At 40.2% G+C, this 22182-nt stretch carries 17 protein-coding genes; 11 read left to right on the top strand and 6 right to left on the bottom strand.

All coding sequences use genetic code 11. The features are described from left to right. Genes glmU through G7062_RS01445 form a run of 3 tightly spaced genes read left to right on the top strand, consistent with a single transcriptional unit; the run spans position 1 to position 2755 of the window. Positions 1–1365 (top strand): bifunctional UDP-N-acetylglucosamine diphosphorylase/glucosamine-1-phosphate N-acetyltransferase GlmU, encoded by a 1365-nt coding sequence (gene glmU / locus G7062_RS01455; protein ID WP_166064145.1) that lies wholly within the window; start codon positions 1–3, stop codon positions 1363–1365. Positions 1366–1368: 3 nt separating this feature from the next. Continuing rightward, positions 1369–2334, top strand: a complete 966-nt coding sequence (locus G7062_RS01450; RefSeq protein WP_371741445.1) for a ribose-phosphate diphosphokinase — start codon at positions 1369–1371, stop codon at positions 2332–2334. After that, entirely contained in the window at positions 2327–2755 is a 429-nt protein-coding gene (locus G7062_RS01445) for an NUDIX domain-containing protein (RefSeq protein ID WP_166064144.1), read from the top strand. Before G7062_RS01450 ends, G7062_RS01445 begins: the two co-directional genes overlap by 8 nt. 34 nt (positions 2756–2789) lie before the next feature. Here G7062_RS01445 and G7062_RS01440 read toward each other — a convergent pair whose 3' ends face one another. Continuing rightward, on the bottom strand, positions 2790–5903 hold the full coding sequence (locus G7062_RS01440; RefSeq protein WP_166064143.1) for an exodeoxyribonuclease V subunit beta: 3114 nt from the start codon (positions 5901–5903) through the stop codon (positions 2790–2792). Continuing rightward, on the bottom strand, positions 5900–8314 hold the full coding sequence (locus G7062_RS01435; RefSeq protein WP_166064142.1) for a PD-(D/E)XK nuclease family protein: 2415 nt from the start codon (positions 8312–8314) through the stop codon (positions 5900–5902). Before G7062_RS01435 ends, G7062_RS01440 begins: the two co-directional genes overlap by 4 nt. 111 nt (positions 8315–8425) lie before the next feature. On the opposite strand from G7062_RS01435, the gene G7062_RS01430 reads away from it, so the two are divergent. The 7 genes from G7062_RS01430 to G7062_RS01400 all read left to right on the top strand — a co-directional run bounded on the left by G7062_RS01430 (position 8426) and on the right by G7062_RS01400 (position 17080). Further along, entirely contained in the window at positions 8426–9217 is a 792-nt protein-coding gene (locus G7062_RS01430; protein ID WP_166064141.1) for a hypothetical protein, read from the top strand. A 2-nt stretch (positions 9218–9219) separates the two neighbouring features. Beyond that, complete coding sequence (locus G7062_RS01425; protein WP_166064140.1) at positions 9220–9975, top strand: exodeoxyribonuclease III; 756 nt, start codon at positions 9220–9222, stop codon at positions 9973–9975. Between the two features lie 180 nt (positions 9976–10155). Beyond that, positions 10156–11490 carry a H2O-forming NADH oxidase gene (gene nox / locus G7062_RS01420; protein ID WP_166064139.1) on the top strand — a complete coding sequence of 445 codons (1335 nt, stop codon included), beginning with the start codon at positions 10156–10158 and terminating at the stop codon, positions 11488–11490. Between the two features lie 296 nt (positions 11491–11786). Continuing rightward, positions 11787–13463, top strand: a complete 1677-nt coding sequence (locus G7062_RS01415) for a hypothetical protein (RefSeq protein WP_166064138.1) — start codon at positions 11787–11789, stop codon at positions 13461–13463. Positions 13464–13537: 74 nt separating this feature from the next. Then, entirely contained in the window at positions 13538–13972 is a 435-nt protein-coding gene (locus G7062_RS01410; RefSeq protein ID WP_166064137.1) for a hypothetical protein, read from the top strand. A gap of 190 nt (positions 13973–14162) precedes the next feature. Next, a complete protein-coding gene (locus G7062_RS01405; protein ID WP_166064136.1) occupies positions 14163–15926 on the top strand; it encodes a DEAD/DEAH box helicase in 1764 nt (587 codons plus the stop codon). Positions 15927–16099: 173 nt separating this feature from the next. After that, positions 16100–17080 (top strand): hypothetical protein, encoded by a 981-nt coding sequence (locus G7062_RS01400; RefSeq protein ID WP_166064135.1) that lies wholly within the window; start codon positions 16100–16102, stop codon positions 17078–17080. A gap of 77 nt (positions 17081–17157) precedes the next feature. On the opposite strand, the gene G7062_RS01395 is transcribed toward G7062_RS01400, so the two are convergent. From G7062_RS01395 to G7062_RS01380, 4 genes are all read right to left on the bottom strand, one after another. Next, positions 17158–17652, bottom strand: coding sequence for a peptidylprolyl isomerase (locus G7062_RS01395; protein ID WP_371741493.1), 495 nt, complete (start codon positions 17650–17652; stop codon positions 17158–17160). 219 nt (positions 17653–17871) lie between these two features. Then, positions 17872–18690 carry a MerR family transcriptional regulator gene (locus G7062_RS01390; RefSeq protein WP_166064133.1) on the bottom strand — a complete coding sequence of 273 codons (819 nt, stop codon included), beginning with the start codon at positions 18688–18690 and terminating at the stop codon, positions 17872–17874. Positions 18691–18760: 70 nt separating this feature from the next. Beyond that, positions 18761–20248 (bottom strand): ATP-binding cassette domain-containing protein, encoded by a 1488-nt coding sequence (locus G7062_RS01385; RefSeq protein WP_166064132.1) that lies wholly within the window; start codon positions 20246–20248, stop codon positions 18761–18763. A 144-nt stretch (positions 20249–20392) separates the two neighbouring features. Next, entirely contained in the window at positions 20393–21652 is a 1260-nt protein-coding gene (locus G7062_RS01380) for a replication-associated recombination protein A (protein ID WP_166064131.1), read from the bottom strand. 63 nt (positions 21653–21715) lie between these two features. Between G7062_RS01380 and dtd the strand changes: the two genes are divergently transcribed. Next, the gene (gene dtd / locus G7062_RS01375; RefSeq protein WP_166064130.1) at positions 21716–22171 is read left to right on the top strand and encodes a D-aminoacyl-tRNA deacylase; all 456 of its coding nucleotides are present in this window, start codon (positions 21716–21718) and stop codon (positions 22169–22171) included. Positions 22172–22182 lie beyond the last annotated feature (11 nt).

Genomic DNA, 22182 nt, shown 5'->3' with positions numbered 1-22182 from the left:
ATGAAAAATGCAATCGTTTTAGCAGCGGGTAAAGGTACGCGCATGCAATCAAGTACAAACAAAGTGATGCATCATATCTTACACAAACCCATGATCGGTCTTTTGGTAGATAATTTAAAAAAGGTCGATGTCGACAAAATCATTGTGGTAACAGGTCACCAACGCGAACAAATTGAAACCTATCTTGGCGACAGCGTCGAATATGCCGTTCAAGATGAACAAAAAGGAACGGGAGATGCGGTTTCCCGTGCTACACAGTTGCATGGTGTTAAAGGATCAACGTTGATCTTACTTGGCGACTGTGCCTTAATTCAACCCGAAACACTGACCGAAATATTTGCAAGTCACGAAGGGCATGACTTAACCGTCATGACTGCACAACTCAAAGACCCGGGTTCATACCGTCGGATTATCCGCGATAATCAAGGACAGATTGAGCGTATTGTCGGAAACCGTGACCTCACAGATATTGAACGCAACATAAATGAAATCAGTGTTGGTGTCTATTGTGTTGATAACGAATTGTTATTTAAATATTTGCCGGAAATTGAAGACGATGAAAACACATACGAACTCAATATCATTAAACTGGTCGAGATTATGAAGAAGAATGGTCATTCGATTCAATCACTGCGTGCTGAAGATTATCAAGAATTCTTAGGAGTTAATGATCGTTTCCAATTGAATACATCCAACAAGTGGTTGCAAGATCGTATCAATACAGTTCATATGCAAAATGGTGTCACGATCATTAACCCAGAATCGACATACATTGGACCCGATGTGGTTATCGGCCAAGATGTCACGATATTCCCAAACAATCACATCTACGGAAAAACAACAATTGGCGAAGGAACCATTGTTTATCCGAATTCATGGATTGAAAATGCAACCGTTGGTAGGAATACTGCCATCGACAGCTCCCGCATTACGGACAGTACCATTGGTAACGAAACAACCATTGGACCAAATTCACACATGCGCATGAAGACAATTGTTGAAGATAAGGTGCGAATTGGTAATTTTGTTGAATTTAAGAACACAAAGTTCGGAGAATTATCAAGAAGTGCACATTTAACGTATCTAGGGGATGCAAATGTTGGGAAAGATGTTAATATAGGTTGTAGCGTTGTCACCGCAAATTACGATGGCAAGCATAAACACCGAACGGAAATCGGTGATGGGGCATTCATTGGAAGTCATTCCACACTGATTGCACCTGTAAAAATAGGGGATAATGTGGTTGTAGCCGCAGGTTCAGCACTCGTTGATGACGTCGAAGACGGAGCATTAGCAATTGCACGTTCACGACAAGTGGTGAAATCTGGCTATGGAGAGAAGTTTAAGAACAAAGAGGGACAGTAGATTATGATGAGTCAAGAAAATACAGTGATATTTGCGTTGTCGTCAAACGTTGAGTTAGCAGACGAAATTTGTGGACATTTAAACATGCCACGCGGCCGAATTGATGTACGTCACTTCGCCGATGGTGAAATTTTGATTGAGCCACTTGAATCAGTGCGTGGAAAACATGTTTATATTATTCAATCAACATGTTTTCCAGTAAGCGAGCGCTACATGGAAGTCTTAATTGCATTGGATGCATGTCGTCGTGCATCTGCAGATGAGATCACAGTTGTTATGCCATATTATGGCTATGCACGCCAAGATCGAAAAGCACGTGCGCGCCAACCAATTTCTTCGAAATTGATGGCCAATTTACTTACAACTGCGGGAGCAAACCGAGTGGTCACAATTGACCTTCATGCACCGCAAATTCAAGGATTCTTCGACATCCCAACGGATGACTTGACTGCCGTTGCCATGATTGGACAATATTATCGTGCTAAAGATTTCAAAGACGAAATCGTCATTGTTTCACCAGACCATGGTGGTGCAACACGTGCTCGTAAATTATCGGATACAATTCCCAACTCGACAATCGCAATTATCGATAAACGTCGTACAAAACCAAACGTTGCAGAAGCAATGAACTTAATTGGTGATGTTGATGGAAAAATCGCCATTGTTATTGATGACATGGTCGATACTGCTGGATCACTAATGGGTGGTATAGATATGCTTTACGCTCGAGGTGCCAAAGAAGTCTATGCAGCATGTACGCATGGTATTCTTTCAGGACCCGCTGTTGAACGTATTGCGAAGTCACAAATTAAAGAATTATTGACTACAAACACAATTCCCCTTCATGATGCAGCGCGTAGTGTTGAAAAAATCAAACAAATATCAGTTGGTTATATGTTAGCGAAGGCGATAGAGGCCATTCAAAATCATACGCCTGTAAGTACACTTTTCGATCTCTTTAATGACTAATTCATTGAAAGTTGTTAATATCGTTATTGTTTTCAATCCCTCGGAAACAGAAGTACTTATGTGCTACCGTACTAAAGACCCTTATAAAGGTTTGTACAATTTTCTTGGTGGAAAAAAAGAAAACAATGAGAGCAATACAGAGTCTGCCTACCGTGAGCTTTTTGAAGAGTCGGGAATTTCATCGGCAGACATCGAACTTACAGCGTTATTTACAACACAATATCACCGTGATGGTATTGAACTTCAAGTTTTCTTTGGAACACTGAAACATGCAGTAGACTTGGTTCCTGAAAAACATCCGCTTCATTGGATAACAATAGCGGATCAAGACTTTGCCGATAATACAAAGTTTGCAGGACAAGGAAACATCAAGCATATGGTCGAAATGCTTGTGAATTCACAACAAGGCAAAGGATTATAAGAAAGAACAAGCTTCTATGAGAGGCTTGTTCTTTTTACGATGTAATTTGAATGTAAGAATTGCTGTTGAAACTATAAATGTAGGAACGTGTTTTCAGATTTGGATATTGTTTAGTCATCACAGCGACATATCCTTCAATCTGATCGCGGTAGCGACTGACTAATTCTTCAGCTGTAGCGTTGTCGCTTTTAAAGTCGACAATCACCACTTCGCTTGAATTGAGTGCATAAAAGTCAATGATTCCCTCACCTGCACTATCAATAAATGGCATTTCATGTTCAATAGTTGGGAATGCGTAGAGACTCTGTGTAAATGGATTTTGGTTGTATGCAAGCAATCGTTTTCTAAATACAGGGGCAAAATCTGAAAGGTCTTCATCAGTCCACACGCGGTGTGGCAGTGTTTCAACGGCCTCGTGCAAGATGGTTCCGAAGGCCATTCCTTCTTGAGAAAACTGATGCAACTGTAGTGGCTTATTGGAAACCGCACTGTATGTGGTTTCGGTAGTGTCGAATTTTAACGCAAACATTTCGTTTGACAGTGTGGATATTTTCGCGTCTAGCGATTCATTTGGAATATCTTCGGCATTAATAATGGTGAGGTTTGTTGTGTTGGGACTGGCTGCATAGAGAAGCTCAGCCTTTCTGCGATGGTTAAAGAGATAGGTTGGTGTGAGTGTTTCACGACGAAACTCTTTGACAACATCGACCATAATGAGGTGTTTTTGAGGCCGCGTTAAGGCAACATAAAGCAAACGTAAACTTTCTTCCAATTCTTCATGGTCTTGTTTGTATTCCACAATTGAACGCAATATGTTCTTTTGTTGAATGCGATATGGCATTTCAATATGGTTCAAAGCAATTCCAAGACGGTCGTCGGTTAGGAGTGTAGAAGCATGATCACGAACCGTATGCCCTCCCATCCCCCATAAGAAGACAATCGGAAATTGAAGTCCTTTGGATTGATGGATGGTCATCGAAGTCACGACATCGGCTTCGTTATTAAGCGGTGATGCCTCACTGCTCGTCTCATCTTTGAACTCACGCACAAACCGTATAAACCCAAGCAAGGTTGGGGTCGCAGTATCTTGATAATGGGATGCTTTATCAAGAAGAAAGTCGACGTTTGTTTTATCTTGTAAGGACAATGCCCGATTATAGGTATTATTCATAAGGATAATATCCTTAATGATAGTCACAATATCTTCGCTTCGCCAACGTTTGATAGTATCGAATATCAAGGCGTACGTTTGTGGATCATGAACTTTTAAAGCCTCACGAATGGATGGTTCATCACTGAGTTTCAATAAAGCGATTTGGTCATCGGAATATCCGATAAATACAGATTTTAAAACATGAACAAGATAAAAGTCATGTTGATTCAACGCGTAGTTTAAGATGTGCAGGATATCGGCAATAACTTCTGATTGATAGAAACCGCTTTGATCATCAATATAGTGTGGAATGTTGGCGGCAACAAACGCTTCCTTAAGGAATGCTTTACTCGCGTGTGATCGAACGAGGATGACCATATCGCGAAATGCATAGCCTTTTTTTGAGTAGGCAATTATTTCCTGGGCAATAAGGGCAGCGCGCTGTTGATTGCTATCATTCTCGTGATACGTATCGCCACGTTCGGCGATGAGAAACTCAACAGGGTGTGAGTCTTCCGACTGTGCTGGAATACCAACATTGACATGGTCGTGCTCGGTATAGGTGATTCCTTGCGTAATATTCATGAGTTTATCGAAGACATAGTTGTTGTAGTCGACAATGTCTTTTTTTGAACGATAATTGAAAGAGAGATACAAATTCATCGTTTCTTGATCATGCATCAGTGCTTGCATAATGCCTGGCATGGCACCACGGAAGCGATAAATGGACTGCTTGATATCACCAACGCGGAAAATATTCTTTCCATTTGAGACAAGGCGAATAATTTCATCTTGGTACTCATTGGTATCTTGAAATTCATCGACCATGATTTCAAGATAGTGAGGTTGAATGAGTTGCGCAATTTCACCGTGGTTGACACTCAGTATTTCAAGAGCCAAGGATTCAAAGTCACTAAAATCAAGACAGTTTTGTTCAACCTTCAACCGTCGATATTCCACAATATAATCATCCGTTATTTCAAGAAGATCAAGAATATCGGGGAGTTGTTTGTTAAGTAAATGGATGCGTTGGTCCATGGGTGCATGCTCTACAATGATGGCATTGATGGCGTCTGCAAGCTGGTTTCGGGCTGTTGTATAATCATCGTTTTTTGAATCAGCGGCAATTTTGAAGTCGAACAAAGGTGAAAATTCATCATAAAAAGCAATGTCTTTATTTAAGACAAGATGTTCAATCTCAAGAAGTCTTCCAAAAACTTGATTCAAATGCGCGGACTGTTCAAAGTATTTGGCTTGTTTTTTGTCGTTGGCATCATAACTTGAATCGGAAACAGCAATAATCGCTTGAATGGCACTCTTGATATCCATAATTGCAAGCGCATAGCGGTGAAAAAACGCATCCTTGTAAAGACTTGGAAGTTGCTCGAAGGATTGTACATTGTAAGTTTGGGTCACGGATTTCATCTCAAGATGTGGGTGTTTCTTGCTAAGAAGCCAATTTGCACAGGTTTTAATCGCATTGTTCAACGAAGCAAAATCGATTGGGTTGGTCGAAAAAATATCAAGCAAGCGCTGTGTCTGCCGTGGTTTGATTGCTAACCATTGCGTCAATGTGGACTCTAAAGCTTCGTTTTGAAGTAGCGTTACAGCCGCGTTATCCATAATGTTTTCGGTCCGACTGGGGTTAATACCCAAGATATACCCATAATTCTTTATGATGGTAAGGCAAAAGGAATGGATTGTTGAAATTTGAGCGGTCTCAACCAAGGCAATTTGCTCCGCAATAAATGCATCATGGCGTGCATTGTACTCGTCGTTTAGCGCGGCAAGCAGCCGTGTCTTCATCTCAGAAGCAGCAGCCTCTGTAAAGGTCATGGCACAAATCTGATCAATGCGTACACCATCGGTGATGATTCGCTTCATAAGTCGGGCTATTAAAACTGTAGTCTTACCAGCTCCAGCTGAAGCGGAAACAACGACATTTTGGTTTAGTGCATCAATTGCGAGCTGTTGTTGGGGATTAAACGTTGTCATTTATCCTCGTCCTCCTTCCGTAAATCAAGTGTTGGATCGCTGTTAATAATGATGGCATCTTTATCGAGAATACCATTTAGAATATTGGTACTTAAGTCTTTATATATTGAGGTAAGCAATGGTCGCACTTTATTCATATCAAATTCGCGCTTCCATAATGACATTCCTGCTTTTGTCATTCTCAGACCACCGTAGAATGTATCAGTGTCAAAATGATCGCCAGGACGATCAAACATCCAACCACTGTATTTCTTGTCTTTCATCCACAGAACTTCATAATCACTGTCATCCACCACAATTCCCTGTGCAAAGCTATACTTTGCATAGTTTGTATTAATATTGCGATTTCGGAATCCAAAGTAAAAGACTCCGAGTACAGGTTTGTTGTAGCGTCGTTCCGCAATCATTGCATACGTGAGCAATTGCAATTGTTCACCTGCTTTGACTGCCGGCTGACTGAGGCTTAATGCGGATGATTTGTAGTCAACCACTAATAGATGCGAATCGTTCATGTCAATACGGTCTATAATGCCGCGCAAATGAACCGCTTCAAAAAGGTCGTGTGTTGAGAAACGCTCCTCGAGAGCATGGACTTGAAAATCAGTATTCGCAATGGATTCGAGAATTAAGGGGATGTTTAGTTCCATTAAGGCATCATTGCGTCTTTTAATCATCGCAATGCGATTGGAGTCTTTTGGGAAAACAGCGGCAATATTGGTCCATGGATCTTGGTTTGTGATGTTGTGTGTCGCTTCCATTAACGCATGATTGATGGTTCCAATGATACGGGCATCAAAAGTGAACTTCTCTGGTTCGCGTAGCCCCAAAGCACGTTCAATGAAGAAGTTATAAGGGTCTTGAAGGTACATTTGAAAGGATGAAATCGATCCTACTATAGCACCGTCACGCAGGTATACTTGAGATGCAATCTTTGGATCGAGATGGCGAGTACTGATTTCCCGATCATGAACTTGAATCAAATTCCAAGAAGAAAGGGAGATGTTGTTTTCATCACAAAACTGCGCTACAGGATACGATACTTCATGGCTTTTTCCTTCGTAGGTTGCGGCGTTATAAGAGAGTGTGAGATGTGTTGCATGATTAAAGATACGTGCTTGGTTGTCCAAGTCGTGTTGCGTACGCACATCCAAACTAGGAAATCCTGCGATAGCACCAACATACGACTCATCCAAAATGCCTGTTCGTGAAGGAATTGCGGGGAAATTTTTTGCACTGAGGTCAAGAACATACAAATGATCTGGAGGGGTGAGCGGGAGGTTTTTGATGTCGACCACGCGAATCGTTCCGTTACTTTTAATGTCAGTTCCAATTGTATCAAAATGTGCTAAGAAAAATTCGTGTGTAGACTCTGCATAGAGATGGTAGTTGCTTTCAAGGAAAGCCTTAATTTTTGATAAATCATTGGTGCTGTTTTCATAAAGCGTATCGTAGGCAAAAGCAATAACGTCTTGGTATGAAAGGGAAAGGAGATTTTCCAGGAACGCTTGCAAGACGGCGACATCATCTGCAATGCGTTCTCGAACGCGATATATCTCCTCGTAACCTTGAATTTCATGAGCGTAATAAAAGGGCTCAAGAATAGTTGTGTTATCAATCTCAAAATGACGAATATAGTAAACCAGATCGTCAATGTAACGTAACCCAAGTGGATTGGCTTCAATCAATGTAATGATGGCGCTGATCGAACGCTTTTGCGCAACATTGATAATACTTAAGTATTGTGATTTTACCATTGTTGTTGTGCGGTCTTGCAACACTAAATTCAAATCATACCGTGCAAAGACAGATTCGATAAGTGGTTTTCGTGCTGTTAAATTGGGGACCGCGATTACAGCGTCTGTAATCTTATGGGTGAGCAAATCTTGTGCAACGGCTTCAATCTCAGAACGGATGTTCAAAGCAACCTTGAACCGTATGGAAGATGGTTTTGATGTGTGTTGGATTATAAAGGGTACATCGTGACGCTTTAAGAAAAAAGTATGATGATAAGAAAGGCCAGCGGCGACTGCTTGATACTGTACGGAACGCTTTAGTTGAGGAGCAGGAATAAGTGGACGTATACTTTCCAAGGCTAAAGCAATTTCTTGTTGTAATGGTGTCTTTTGAGGAAGTGCTGACAAGGAAATACCATAGCAGTCTAATTCTTTGATTAACGCAATCAAAGATTGAATGGTTTTAGGGAACTTTAAAACAGCTGCAATTTTATCGAATTGTAAGGTTTGTAACATATTAAAACAGGTTACTTCCAACGCGTTCTGGTCCAGAATTGCTTCATTAAAAGTGAAATCAAAATTGCGAACTGAAGTTCCCATGACATATGAATTTCCCTGGAGTAATGTTTGTTTAAATTCATCGATGAGTGATGAGGTGGTTATGTAAGTTTTTCGCATAGTATGTCCCCCTATTCTATAATTATAGAACATATTGCAACTCGAGTGTGGACTACTTTCAAAAGTTTGTAAAATATGTCAAAATAGAAGAAACATATAGGGGGGACTAGTATGAGCTTAGTAAGCGTTTTAAAGGACGTTAAAGACTTTCGCGCCGGCGCAAAAGAATGTGAATTTAACGGATATCTCGAGGATTATTTGAATGTAGAGAATCACCCTCATGATGCATTGTATCAAAGCATTGCAGCGATGGATGATTCGTGTCGAATTATGATTAACTTTAGTGTGTTTATCAATAAAGATTTAATAGCGAATAAAATTATCAGCTATAAAGATATCTTTAAAATACCAAAGTGGTACATTAAGGCACCCGTCATTCTTTATTCTCAAGGTGATGATCATGAGTTTGCAATTCTACTTGTGGATCGTAATTATCTTGAAGCAAAGGGAATCTTCTATTGTCTTACTGAGCAAGGCGCACTATTAGAACGTTATCGCAACAATGTACTCGTCTTAACATTTGATGACGAAACTACAGTTGTGGAGTTATACCGACTCATGTTGGAAAAAGGAAACATCGCTCCTGTACTTCAAAGAGAACAAGACAGACGCCGTATTGGCTCAATCGAAAATCTTGGCGAAGTAGCGGTAGCCACAAGTCGTGAGCGAGTGGAGACATTACGCGAAAGCTTTGAAATAGAGCCGTCAGGCCGAGCAACGCGCATTCATGAAGCGATTGCGTCGTGGTACTTGATTAAGAAAATGGTCTATGTCCATACCATGCTCGACCGAGAATCCTTAAACACAGCAAGTGGCGGGGATATCAAAGTTCAACGACAAAAGGCGAAGGAGTTAAGTTCAAGGGTTGAGTTTATTCCCTTTAGTGAAATGTGGAGGCAGTAAAAATGAAATTAGTATCATGGAATGTTAATGGGCTACGTGCCGTTATGAATAAGGACTTTGTGGGTATATTTAAGGACTTGGATACAGATGTGCTTTGCTTACAAGAAACAAAAATGCAAGCAGGACAACTCGATTATGAGCCAGAGGGGTATCATGCCTATTATAACTACGCAGTAAAAAAGGGTTATTCTGGAACCGCAGTGTTCAGTCGTACGGAACCTATCAATGTATCCTATGGCATTGGCATTGATGATCACGATCAAGAAGGTCGCGTCATCACCTGTGAATATGAATCATTCTATTTGGTTTGTGTTTATACACCAAATTCGCAACAGGATTTAAAACGCATCGATTATCGAATGACATGGGAAGATGACTTCCGCGCCTACCTTTCGGCTCTCGATAGCGTAAAACCTGTTGTTCTCTGTGGGGACTTGAATGTTGCTCACAATGAAATTGACTTAAAGAATCCATCAGCAAATCGTAAGAATCCAGGATTTTCAGATCAAGAACGTGCGCAGTTTAACAATCTCTTGAATGATGGATTTGTGGATTCGTTCCGTTTCATTCATGGTGACGTCACCGATCGATACTCATGGTGGAGCTACCGATTCAATGCGCGCAGTCGCAATGCTGGGTGGCGTATTGACTACTTTGTAGTTTCTGAGAAGTTAAAGGATAAGATTAAAGATGCTGAAATCTATGATCATGTTATTGGAAGTGATCATTGTCCAGTTATGGTCGAGATTGATGTTTAGAATAGGGAAACCTATTCTTTTTTGTGAATTTACAATTGATTATCACTATCAATTGCCATATTAAAGTTTTGAATAGCAGTTATGTTAAAATAGACTTCATACATCACACAAATTACACATGCATTAAATTCTCAACGGTATGATGAAAAGAGTGATACCGAATCACAAGGAGGCTATGTTATGAGTAAAGTTGTTTTAATTGGTGCAAACCATGCAGGGATTGCTGCAGCAAATACATTGTTGGATAATTATCCTGAGAATCAGGTAACAATATTGGATCGCAATACAAACTTGAGTTATCTTGGATGCGGTACAGCATTGTGGGTAGGGCACCAGATTGATTCTTCTGATCAATTGTTTTATACAAACAAAGAAGCTTTTGCAGCTAAGGGTGCCGATATTCACATGCAAACTGATGTAAAACGCGTAGACTTTGACAATAAAAAAGTTTATTACGAAGATGCAAATCATCAAGAGTCTGTCGTAGACTACGATAAGTTGATTTTGGCAACAGGTTCAACGCCAATTGCTCCAAAACTTCCGGGAATGGATTTAGAAGGCGTTCACTTTGTTAAACTGTTCCAAGACTCACAAAAAGTCGATGCATTGCTAGCACAAGATCATGTAAAGAATGTTGTCGTTGTCGGGGCTGGATATATCGGTGTCGAAATGGCAGAAGCAGCACAACGTCGTGGAAAACATGTTCGAATTGTTGAAGCAGCTGATACATGCTTGAGCAGCTACTACGATAAGTGGTTCTCCGAGGATATGGACAAAGTGTTAAGTGATCAAGGCATCGAGCTCAACTACGGTGAGATGGTAACTGAGTTAAAAGGAGATGGCGCCGTATCGAAAGTCGTCACCAATAAAGGCGAATACGAAGCAGAACTTGTTATTCTTGCTATCGGATTTAAACCTAATAACGAATTGGGGAAAGATGCACTGGAACTTTTTGATAATGGTGCTTACCTTGTGGATCTTCACCAACAAACAAGTATTAAAGATGTCTATGCAGTTGGAGACTGTGCAACACTTTACTCCAATGCACTCAAGAAGACAACCTACATTGCGCTGGCAACCAACGCGGTTCGTTCGGGTATTGTAGCAGGTCATAATATTGGCGGAACACCTCTAAAATCACTGGGTGTCCAAGGTTCAAACGGAATTTCAATTTATGGTTACAACATGGTCTCAACAGGTCTAAATATGGAAGCAGCAAAGAAAGCGGGATTCGATGCTGTGTATACTGAATTTGAAGACTTACAAAAACCAGGATTCATGGATGAAAACAACAATGTCAAAATTCGTATCATCTATGAACGCGAATCACGCCGTATCATCGGATCCCAAATTGCATCCTATACGGATATCTCAATGGCGATTCACATGTTCTCACTCGCAATCATGAAGGATGTGACACTCGAAGAAATTCAACTTGTTGATATCTTCTTCTTACCTCACTTCAATCAACCGTATAATTACATTACAATGGCTGCACTCTCAGCAACAGCTTAGATATCAAATGAAAACCGTGTTGAAATTTCCGAACACGGTTTTCGTTTGCATTTCTAAAAGAAATTGATAAAGTGATAATATATGAATATAAACAACAAAGACTCGCCACAAAGATTAAACTAATGTGTCGAAACTTCACAATTTGTCTCAAAAACAAACGAATTCGCCCCCAGAAAACACACCAGAACCACAAAAATGACTAATTTGAAAACCATCTCACTTTCAAATTAGCAATCTGTGGTAGTTATTTGATGAAATGTAGAGTATTATGTTGATAATACAGTGGAGGTAGTTGCATGGGATATTTAATTTTTGCGGGTGTTATTGTCGGTGTGCTAGCGGTTGTCTTTCTTATTTCAATGATATGGATTCGCTCGAAAAATGCGATGGTTGTTCAACGCATTCGTAGTGAATATGGGATGGTTCCCGAATTCGAGGGCGATTCTCGAGATTTTGAAAGTGTGAAAGACTACTATCGTATGTTTCCCTCAAAAGATGTGATGGATGATATTACATGGAATGATTTGGATATGGATAGTGTGTACAAACGAATCAATAATACACAATCCAGCATCGGTGATTCATACCTTTATGCTACCATGCGTGACCAGAGTGCACGAAATCTCAATCAAGTAGAAGAACATGTATCCTATTTTTCACAACATCCCAGTGAACGATTGGAAATCCAAACGGAATTGCGTCGTATTGGTAAAATCACCTATAATGGGTGTTTGGATTTTATCCACAACCCACGTACCTATAATGAACACTTGAATATCATCTACACAATCATGCGGATTCTTGCGGTTCTTGGGATTGCGATGATTTTCATTCGTTGGGAGCTTGCGATTGCTCTTATTTCATTGACGGCGATCATAAATTTCGCAATTAATGAGTCGTACAGTCGCAAGATTCAATCTGAGGCCATTGCGATGGGGATGCTTGTTGCAGCAGTGAATGCGAGCAGAGCGATTGCGAAACTGAACCTTACTGGGTTCGAGCAGCAAACAAAAACACTTACTGAAAGTAATCGTGTATTCCAAGGCATTAACATGCTTTCGGGGTTTGCCATTATATCTGCGAGTACATTCAATCTTGCAAGCAGTCCGATTGGAGAGATCTTGGGAGCATACTTTCTACTAACACCCCTATCTTTTGACATATTAGTGAAACGTTTCAACAATCATTCGGATGCAGCAATGGACTTGTATACAACACTGGGCTATATTGAAACCATGATTAGCGTTGCTTCCTATCGGGAAAGCCTTGATAACTACTGTCAACTTACCCAAAGCGATGTCCTGGCTCCTGTAGTCGCAGGCGTGATCCATCCACTTATTGAGAAGGGGGCGATTGGAAATACAGTCACGCTCCATCAACGAAATATCATTACCGGTTCCAATGCAAGTGGAAAATCAACATTCGTGAAGGCAATCGCATTGAACACTCACTTGGGACAAATCTTCAATACATGTCTTGCAACATCCTTTGAGATGCGACAATCTTTTATCGTAACTTCAATGGCAATTCGCGATGATATTGAATCAGGAGACAGCTATTTTGTAAGTGAAACCAAATCGATCAAGCGGATAATTGATGAAGTTAATTCACACGAATACTCATTTGTTGTGATTGATGAAATACTCAAAGGAACAAATACAATTGAACGTATTGCAGCATCGGCGTCAATCTTAAATGCATTACAGTCAAAACCATGTTTCGTTTGTGCAGCAACCCATGATATTGAGTTAACCGAAATGATGGCAAACAGTTATCATAATTATCACTTCCGTGAGACAATTGAAGACTCAGCGATCAATTTTGATTACACAATCTATGAAGGGCCATCGAATACGCGTAATGCGATTCAGTTACTCGAATTTATGGGATATGATGCGAAACTTGTAGCAATTGCGCGTGAGCTTGCAGAGGACTTTACAATCAAACGGACATGGAATACTCTTGATTCATAACATTTAAACATTCAATTATGACATCACAGCAAATACTATCGCAGCATATGATAGGATAACTGCGAGGTAAAATTATGAAAAAAATAAGAAAAATAAGTGTAATGTTCATTGCATTGTTTGCATTGCTAGGATGTGCATCAAAAACAGCAGAAACCATTGATATTAATGATGATAAGGTTCCATCCGTTTATGCGATAATTGGTGAGAAAAAAATAACGGGAACAAACAGCAAAATAGAAAACGGTGTCCGTACAACGATTTTGACGTATGGGAAAAATGATCTCTCGTATGATGAGGTTGTAAAGTATACAGAGACACTAATTGACGATCATAATTATATTTTGACGCAACAAGTTGAAGACCAAGCTGATGGAAGTAAAGAATGGGTCATTGCCAATGATTCAGTAACGGAAGGTCATATTGTTCTGGTTGCATTCCACTACAGCGAAGAAGGCGAAACGATCATTGATTATGTTAGCGGTGAAGGAACACTTACGCGTTATGAATAACCTTGGAGAAATCTGAGGTTTTTTGTATTTAAGTCAATCAGAGGTGTTCTTTTCGTGTGCAGCACCTTAAATCGATTCATATATGCGCTTACATAAAAAATAGTTACACGCAATCTTGCATAAAACCGACATTTTAGGCTCATGTATGGTATACTTTATCTCGTGTGCTAGAAAAGAAGTAGGAATATAAATGACATTTAAAGAATTAGATTTATCCCCGGAAGTCGTTCGTGCGATAACTGAAAAAGGCTATGAAGCGCCAACAGATATCCAACAACAAGCGGTTCCAATTTTATTGAACAATCACGACTTATTGGCACAATCACAAACAGGAACAGGTAAAACTGCAGCGTTTGGATTGCCTATCGTGAGTTCATTAGAACGTGAAGACAAAAAAATAACCCAAGCGTTAATCCTTTGTCCAACACGTGAATTATGTATGCAGGTTGCCGAAGAACTTAGAAGCTTTGCTCGTTATAAAGACGATTTAGAGGTTGTAAGTGTCTACGGTGGAGCACCTATTGACAAACAAATTAGAGATATCAAACGTGGCGTTGATATCGTCGTTGCGACTCCAGGACGTCTCATGGACCACATCCGTCGTCGCACAATACGTTTGAACAACTGTCACAAAGTTGTTCTTGACGAAGCCGATGAAATGTTGAACATGGGATTTGTGGATGATATCCGTGAGATATTCACTCACCTTCCTGAAGAGCGCCAAATGGCCTTCTTCTCAGCAACAATGCCTAAAGAAATTATCAAACTTAGCGATGATTTCTTGGTGGAACCACAAAAGATTGCGCTGTCACGCAATAATTTGACGGTCTCACGTATTGAACAAATTTACTATAATGTTGAATCAAACAACAAAGTAAACTTGGTAATCCAATTACTACAAATCAACGAAACAAAGGGTACAATGATTTTCTGTAATACAAAGAAAATGGTTGATGAACTCGCTACGGAATTAAATAAAGCAGGATATCCAGCTCTTGGACTTCATGGTGACATGAAACAAGAAATGCGCACCATGGTTATGAATCGCTTTAAACGTGGAATGGTTAAAGTCTTAATCGCGACGGATGTTGCTGCTCGTGGAATTGATGTTGATAGTATGGATGTTGTTATTAACTATGACATCCCTCAAGAACTAGAATATTATGTTCACCGTATCGGCCGTACGGGTCGTGCTGGTAAAGAAGGACTTGCAATTACATTGGTTACACGTCGCCAACGCTACGCAATCAAACAAATTGAACGTCTTTCAAATTCAGAAATCAAGGAAACACCTTTACCAACAAAAGATCAATTGAACCAAGTCCTTGTCAATACATTGGCACGTGACATCCGTCAATGGTCATCATCAGAGCAAGGAAAATTATTCTCCATTGCTTATGAAGGGCTTGCTGCTGAAGGGTTTACACAAGAAGAAATTGTGACTGCATTTATTAACAAATCAATCGCAGAAAATAACTTAGAAGCAATTAAAGGTGATGCACCTTCAAAACGTGTTCGTAATCAAGGTGAATTCTCAAAGATTGGTTTATCAATCGGAGCAAGACAAGGAATTAGTGCTGCTCACTTGGTCAGTGCAATTGCTACTGCTACAGGAATTCGTGGAAAAGACATTGGTCGCATTGTCATCAATGATAATGGAAGTACCGTGGAGATTCCTCGTGAATTGGCAAAAGAAATTATGCCAAAGATTGAGAAAACTGACATTAAAGGAAATAACGTATCAGTAGAAATGCTTGAAGAAATTTCCATTAGTGAACCACGTCGTCGCCGTGAAGGCGGAGGTGGACACAATCGTGGACGCAATGATCGCTCTCGCGGTGGAGACACACGCTCCCGTGATAGCCGTCGTCGTGATAGTGGGAGTCGTCAACGTGATGATAAACCACGTTCCGATCGAAAAGGGTCAGGACAACGTCGTGATAGAGGAAGATAATTATCTTCCTCTTTTTTTATGTAATAGCAAAAATAGCGCAAAATTTCACAAGTTCTTAAATAATAGCACCTCACTTGTGAAAAGTTGTGACAAATCTTAACAAACTGCTTGTTATTTATTGACCAAGGTTGGATAATATAAGTACAATGAAAGAGCAAATAGGAGGAATTTGAATGAAAAAGTTATTAGCAGTATTACTCGTTTCACTTCTTGTGCTAACAGGATGTGGATCAAAAGGCGAAGATAAGCCAAGCGGAGAAACTCCAGCAACAGGTAAAGATTACAAAATCGGTACCGGAATCAAAGTTTCAGCAAAATCAAAAGAAGCAGCTGACGGAAAAGACGGAAGCTTCGAAACAAACGTATACTTTGCAACTGTAGTTCTTGATGGTGATAAAATTGCTCAAGTCCAAATCGACGTAGCACAAAATCAACAAGCAGTTAAAGCAGACGGTACAATTGTTAAATTTGAGTTCAAAGGAACTAAGAAAACACAAGGTAAAGATTACGGAATGGCTGGAAACAGTGGCATTAAAAAAGAATGGTTCGAACAAATTGAAGCATTAGAAGCATGGGCTGTTGGAAAAACACCTGCTGAAGTTGCTGGTTTAGCAACAGAGAAAAAAGATGATGCTCACCCTGCAGTACCTACAGATGCTGACTTAACATCATCCGTAACAATTTCAGTTCAAGATTACTTAGATGTTATTGCATTAGCTGTAACAAACGCAACAGATGTTAAAAATGTTGCAAGTGTTGGTATGTCAGCATCAACAACAGGTGCAGAAGACAAATTAGACCTTAACACAACAGTTGCTGTATCAGCATTTGATCCAGAAGGAAAAATTGTTTACTCATTCATCGATGACGCTAAAGTAACAGCAACAATCGACGGAACAACAATTACTCCAGCTACTGACTTACGTACAAAAACTGAATTAAAAGAAGAGTACGGAATGAAAGAAGCAAGTAAATTAGGTAAAGAATGGTACGAACAAGTTGCAGAATTACGCGCTTGGGCAATTGGTAAGACAGCAGAAGAAGTTGGACAAGCTTCAGATGCAGATATCACATCAATGGTTTCATTCTATGCTGGTGGTTTAAAATCAGCAGTTGAAGCAACAAAAGCTTCAGCAAAAACAATTGGTCAATAATTGAGAACCCAAAAGCTAACTTCGGTTAGCTTTTTTTGTGGCAAAAAAAAAGAGGCATTCATTAGAATGCCTCTTAACTAGTTAACTTTTGTAGGTTCGGAATATGTTGTTCCTTTTGTATCGACGTGAATAGATTGAATAACTTGGTCCTCGTCCGGACGGTCATTCGCGCCACGTGGTGCAGTAACAATTTCATCTACTGTATCCATTCCTTGTGTTACCCGACCAAATGATGCATAGTCACCATCAAGGTGTGGAGAGTCTGCAGTCATAATGAAGAACTGTGAACCACCAGAATTCTTATCTTGGCTTCGGGCCATTGAAAGGACACCGCGATCATGAACAAGGTTATTCTCGAAACCGTTGTTTGTGAATTCCCCTTTTATGCTGTATCCAGGTCCACCCATGCCAGATCCTTCAGGATCGCCGCCTTGGATCATAAATCCAGGGATGACACGATGGAAGATAACCCCATCATAGAAACCGCTGTTTGCGAGTGTGATAAAGTTATTCACTGTATTTGGAGCAACTTCTGGAAAGAGTTCGATTTCAATAGTCTTTCCATTTTCCATCGTAATCGTTGCAACTGGATTTGATGGGTTTGACACTATTGGGTCATTCTCTGTAGTTTCGGGTGGTGTTGGTTCCTTTGGCGTTTCTGCCTTTTGTGTACATCCCACCAGAACAAGCGATAATAGTAATGCGAAAGTGAAAGTCTTCAATATTTTTTTCATATGTTCTCCTCAATAATATCTCTAATTATACCATTGTCTCGACCACATGCAACCGAACTAGTTGAGTGCGATTGGAAAACAAACCTCGGTAATCCAATTTTCAGGATTTGGGTCATCAGAAGGACCTACAAGATAAATGTTGAACATGGGACCACTAAAGTCGTAATTGCTTTCACTAATCCATGTTGCAATACTTTCCGTAACAGCAGCCATATTTTCATAACTGCCTTCCATGAGAACAGACGCTACAAATTCTGCAGGAGCATCGAAAAACTTAACATGTTTTGTATCTTCCCCTTTTTGTAGGACGGCTATTTGAATTTCGACATCAACCATTGTTTCTTTGTATTCTTTGTCGTGAAACTTGGCAAGGGCATAACTTGGATTGGCGTATTTTATAGACTGCGAACCAATTTCTTGTGCCATCATTCCCCATGACTCTCCTTCGCTTTGAAAGTTTGGTAGAATTTGACGTAGGCTCATGACAGATCGAGCGGGAATTTCTTTTGTATTGACGGTATATTTCATGCTATTTGCATCTCCTTTTAGTTGTTGTACCATACTATCGAGATGTGCAATACGCTGATTAATGATGGTTTGATCATCTGCTAAAATTTGTCGTTGGACTCTGAGATACATGTGCAAAGTATTACCCGTGTCATCGCTATTTAGAATTTCACGAATTGCTGATAGACTCAGACCAAGGTCTTTGAGTGCTTGGATTTGATGACTGGTTTTTAATTGCGATGCATCATAAAAACGATAGCTGCTGTCAGGGTCAATAAAGACGGGTTTTAGTAGATCGATATCATCATAATGGCGCAACACACGAATGCTGAGTCGCGATAGTTTGGAAAAATCTCCAATTTTAATCATAGAAAAGGATCCTTTCTCTTGAGCTCATCTTTAGTATAGACTCTAACACAGTGTTAGAGTCAAGAACAACTTACATAAGTTTAAAACCCATCGGCGTTAGGGTTATGCATGTTGGAAATAATTCAGATATAAATGCACGGTCGTGGGTAACACAAAAGATTGCTTTTGGAAATGCTTTAAGAACACGAACGACTTCAGCAACAGAATCGGGGCTAAGGTTACGTGTTGGTTCATCAAGAATAAGTAAATCGGGGTCTTGACGAAGGATTTTAAGAAGGGCGGTTTTGGTTCGTTGTCCACCAGAAAGTTGATTTAGCGGCGTTGTCATTTCTTCACTGGTGAATCGAAGCCCACCAAGTGCAGCTGCAATGGATTCACGTTCCTCCTTTGAGCCGTCAATGACACAATTATCAAGTGGAGATTCGTTGAGATTGATGCATTGGTGTATATCTTGGTGCAAAATTGCGGTACGAAAGGGCAGAGTTTTCGTAAAAGTATTAAGGTAATGGATAAATGTTGTTTTACCAGAACCATTATTACCAATACATGCAATTCGATCAGTTGTAGTCATGGACAGTGTCAAAGCAGTGGCCAAGCGTTTCGATTCGATCAATAGTTCAGGTAGATCGAATTTAAACAGGTGACGTGTGGTAATGGTTTGAATACCCTGCGGATTGATAATTACAGGACTCTCTGTTTCAATATGGGATAAATCGGAACAGCGTTCAAATCTTCGTTTTTGTGCTTTGAGGTTCTTCATTTTCTTTTGAAGACCGGGATCGTTCCTGGCGACATGTCTTAATTGGTGACTTACCTTATTATACTGTTGTTGCCAACGTTGTTGTTGTTTCTCACGCTCACGCATTTGGTTATCGGCTACATTATTGTGATGTGAAATCATGCGCGATCGCGTTGTGTGGAAATCATCGTAGGAGCCTTCAAATAGGGTGATGCGTGATTTGCTTTTACGACTTAATTGCTCGAAATGAAGGATGCGGTTAGCAGTATTCCTTATAAGATGTGTATCATGGGAAACGAAAAGTACGGGCTCTGTAAGTGAAAGAAGCCATGATTCAAACCATACGATCGTCTCTAAATCAAGATTGTTGGTGGGTTCGTCAAAAATATAGACATCAGCACGCATGAGGGCAACTTTCAATAATTGTATACGAACACATTCACCACCACTGAATGACGATAACTTTCGATGATAGTCGGATTCCGTAAGGTGAGGAAGCAATTGATGCATAAGGGATAGAAACTTGTGGTACTTCTCCCATTGATAATCCAGGGCAAAGTCATAAAGTGTTTGTTGTAACGCTGTTGTGGACAGTTCCTGTTTCATGTAACCGAAAAGCAATGTTGTATTACTAAGATTCTTTGATACGTTCAGGTTTGTCTCATCAATATTATTGGTTAATGCTTTAAGAAATAGACTCTTGCCATTTCCTTCTTCGCCAATGAGGGCGATTTTATCGTAGGTATTTACAGACAAAGAAAAAGACGTGATGAGCTCACGTCCTGCTTTTGTCGTAACATTCAGACTAAAAGTAAACATAGTAAAACTCCTCCTATTTAATATTATTTTTTAATGAGGAAGTTTTCCCAATTGCGTCACCGGTCTAGCGAATGCTACCTTTCTATGCAAATACAGTTTAAAACTTTGGGCACATGATGTCAATATGCATGAACTCACTCATTGTTAACGTGAGCTGTTCTTCTTGAGAGCGCGTAAATTATTGGAGCGCTTGTACTTTTTCAAGGCTTCATCGTTGCCTGCATATGTCTTTTCAGCTGAGTTCAAATTCTGAGGTTGATAGAAGACTTCATTGCGAAGTTCATCGGGAAGATATTGAATCTTATGCCACAAATCGCTGCGACCATAGTCATACATGTCTTCATCTTCAACCCCAACTGCGTTGAGGCGAAGGTACTTTGGGACTTGGTGCGCAGTTTTTGTGACGGTTTGCAATGCCGCATCGATTCCCGCCTCAGCACTTTTAGACTTTGGTGACAATGCACACTCAATCACAACACTACTAATGGGAAGTCGTGCTTCAGGGAACCCAATTTTACGCGCTCCTTCAAGGGCTGTTACAACGCGTGCACAAAGTGAGGGGTTGGCCAGTCCAATATCTTCATAAACTGTGGCAATGAGTCTTCGCTCAATTGAGTCAAAGTCACCGACAGTAATAAGTTTTGCAAGATAGTAAAGGGCTGCGTTTACATCACTGCCACGAATGGACTTTTGAAAAGCACTCAAGGCGTCGTAATAGTTGTCGCTGTCTTTATCCATGGTGATGTTCATTGATAGGGATAGTACGCTTAAGTGGTCCATGGTGAGGTGCTTGTCATGGGTTGACTTGGTCAATAAATCCAAGGCATTCAATGCATAACGCGCATCACCGTTGGCGGAACGCGCAATGGTTTCAACAATATCAGTATCAATAATATAAGCAGACTCGTAAGAATCAATGGCGCGATTAAGGACTGCGATGAGATTATCTTCCGTCAAGGGTTGGAATTCAAAGAGATGAACCCGCGATCGAATCGCTGGGTTGATTGAGAAATAAGGATTTGCTGTTGTCGCCCCAATCATCGTAATCAAACCACTTTCCACGTGGGGTAAAAGAATGTCTTGTTTGTCTTTGTTGAGACGATGAACCTCATCAATAATTACAACAAGTCCACGACTCATTTCAGCTTCCACAAACAATTGATCCAATTTTTTCTTGTTATCCGTAACCGCATTAAAAAGACGGAAAGGACGTCCGAGAGAGTTGGCGATTGCCATCGCTGTAGTTGTCTTTCCTGTTCCAGGTGGACCAAAGAAAATCATCGAAGGTAATTCTTTATTTTCAACCAAATTTCTCAGAATATGATTGGGTCCCAATAAATGGTCTTGGCCAATAATATCGTCGATTGTTTCGGGTCGTACTTTGTATGCTAAGGGTTTGTTCATCGTATATTCTCCTGTTTATATTGTACCATGAATCATGTAAAATAGAGTGAAGAGGTGAATGGTATGAAAGTTGTAATTCAAAGAGTGCGTGAAGCAAAAGTAATTGTAGATGATAAAACCGTAGGGGCGATTCAACAAGGTTATATGCTGTTGGTGGGGATTGAAGATGGCGATGGCGATCAAGATATTCGCAAGGCAGCCGATAAAATTGCTGAAATGCGTTTGTTTAACGATGAGGATGACAAAATCAATTTGAGCATCAAAGATGTTGGTGGCGCAATTCTATCCGTTTCTCAATTTACATTGGCTGGAAATGTTCGCAAAGGAAACAGACCCAGTTTCATAAATGCAATGCGCCCAGAGGCAGCAAATGAAGCATTTGAACGATTCAATGCGCACTTGCGTAATCATGGATTGCATGTGGAAACGGGTATTTTTCAAACGCATATGAATGTAATCTTGGACAATGACGGACCGACAACACTGATTCTTGAAGTCAAAGATGGTAAGGTCCAGTAAGGTGTGGTATT

Origin of the sequence: Erysipelothrix sp. HDW6C (assembly GCF_011299615.1) — a bacterium.
Taxonomy (GTDB): domain Bacteria; phylum Bacillota_I; class Bacilli_A; order Erysipelotrichales; family Erysipelotrichaceae; genus Erysipelothrix.
The sequence above is the reverse complement of the archived record's forward strand: the minus strand, read 5'-3'. Positions and strand labels throughout refer to the sequence as shown.

Excerpts from the sequence above, each read along its gene's own strand:
- G7062_RS01395 (WP_371741493.1), bottom strand. The coding sequence starts at position 17,652 with ATGGAAAATGGAAAGACTATTGAAATCGAACTCTTTCCAGAAGTTGCT.
- glmU (WP_166064145.1), top strand. The coding sequence starts at position 1 with ATGAAAAATGCAATCGTTTTAGCAGCGGGTAAAGGTACGCGCATGCAA.
- G7062_RS01415 (WP_166064138.1), top strand. The coding sequence starts at position 11,787 with ATGGGATATTTAATTTTTGCGGGTGTTATTGTCGGTGTGCTAGCGGTT.
- G7062_RS01385 (WP_166064132.1), bottom strand. The coding sequence starts at position 20,248 with ATGTTTACTTTTAGTCTGAATGTTACGACAAAAGCAGGACGTGAGCTC.
- G7062_RS01390 (WP_166064133.1), bottom strand. The coding sequence starts at position 18,690 with ATGATTAAAATTGGAGATTTTTCCAAACTATCGCGACTCAGCATTCGT.
- G7062_RS01440 (WP_166064143.1), bottom strand. The coding sequence starts at position 5,903 with ATGACAACGTTTAATCCCCAACAACAGCTCGCAATTGATGCACTAAAC.
- G7062_RS01410 (WP_166064137.1), top strand. The coding sequence starts at position 13,538 with ATGAAAAAAATAAGAAAAATAAGTGTAATGTTCATTGCATTGTTTGCA.
- G7062_RS01435 (WP_166064142.1), bottom strand. The coding sequence starts at position 8,314 with ATGCGAAAAACTTACATAACCACCTCATCACTCATCGATGAATTTAAA.
- G7062_RS01425 (WP_166064140.1), top strand. The coding sequence starts at position 9,220 with ATGAAATTAGTATCATGGAATGTTAATGGGCTACGTGCCGTTATGAAT.
- nox (WP_166064139.1), top strand. The coding sequence starts at position 10,156 with ATGAGTAAAGTTGTTTTAATTGGTGCAAACCATGCAGGGATTGCTGCA.
- G7062_RS01445 (WP_166064144.1), top strand. The coding sequence starts at position 2,327 with ATGACTAATTCATTGAAAGTTGTTAATATCGTTATTGTTTTCAATCCC.
- G7062_RS01450 (WP_371741445.1), top strand. The coding sequence starts at position 1,369 with ATGATGAGTCAAGAAAATACAGTGATATTTGCGTTGTCGTCAAACGTT.
- G7062_RS01430 (WP_166064141.1), top strand. The coding sequence starts at position 8,426 with ATGAGCTTAGTAAGCGTTTTAAAGGACGTTAAAGACTTTCGCGCCGGC.
- G7062_RS01400 (WP_166064135.1), top strand. The coding sequence starts at position 16,100 with ATGAAAAAGTTATTAGCAGTATTACTCGTTTCACTTCTTGTGCTAACA.
- dtd (WP_166064130.1), top strand. The coding sequence starts at position 21,716 with ATGAAAGTTGTAATTCAAAGAGTGCGTGAAGCAAAAGTAATTGTAGAT.
- G7062_RS01380 (WP_166064131.1), bottom strand. The coding sequence starts at position 21,652 with ATGAACAAACCCTTAGCATACAAAGTACGACCCGAAACAATCGACGAT.
- G7062_RS01405 (WP_166064136.1), top strand. The coding sequence starts at position 14,163 with ATGACATTTAAAGAATTAGATTTATCCCCGGAAGTCGTTCGTGCGATA.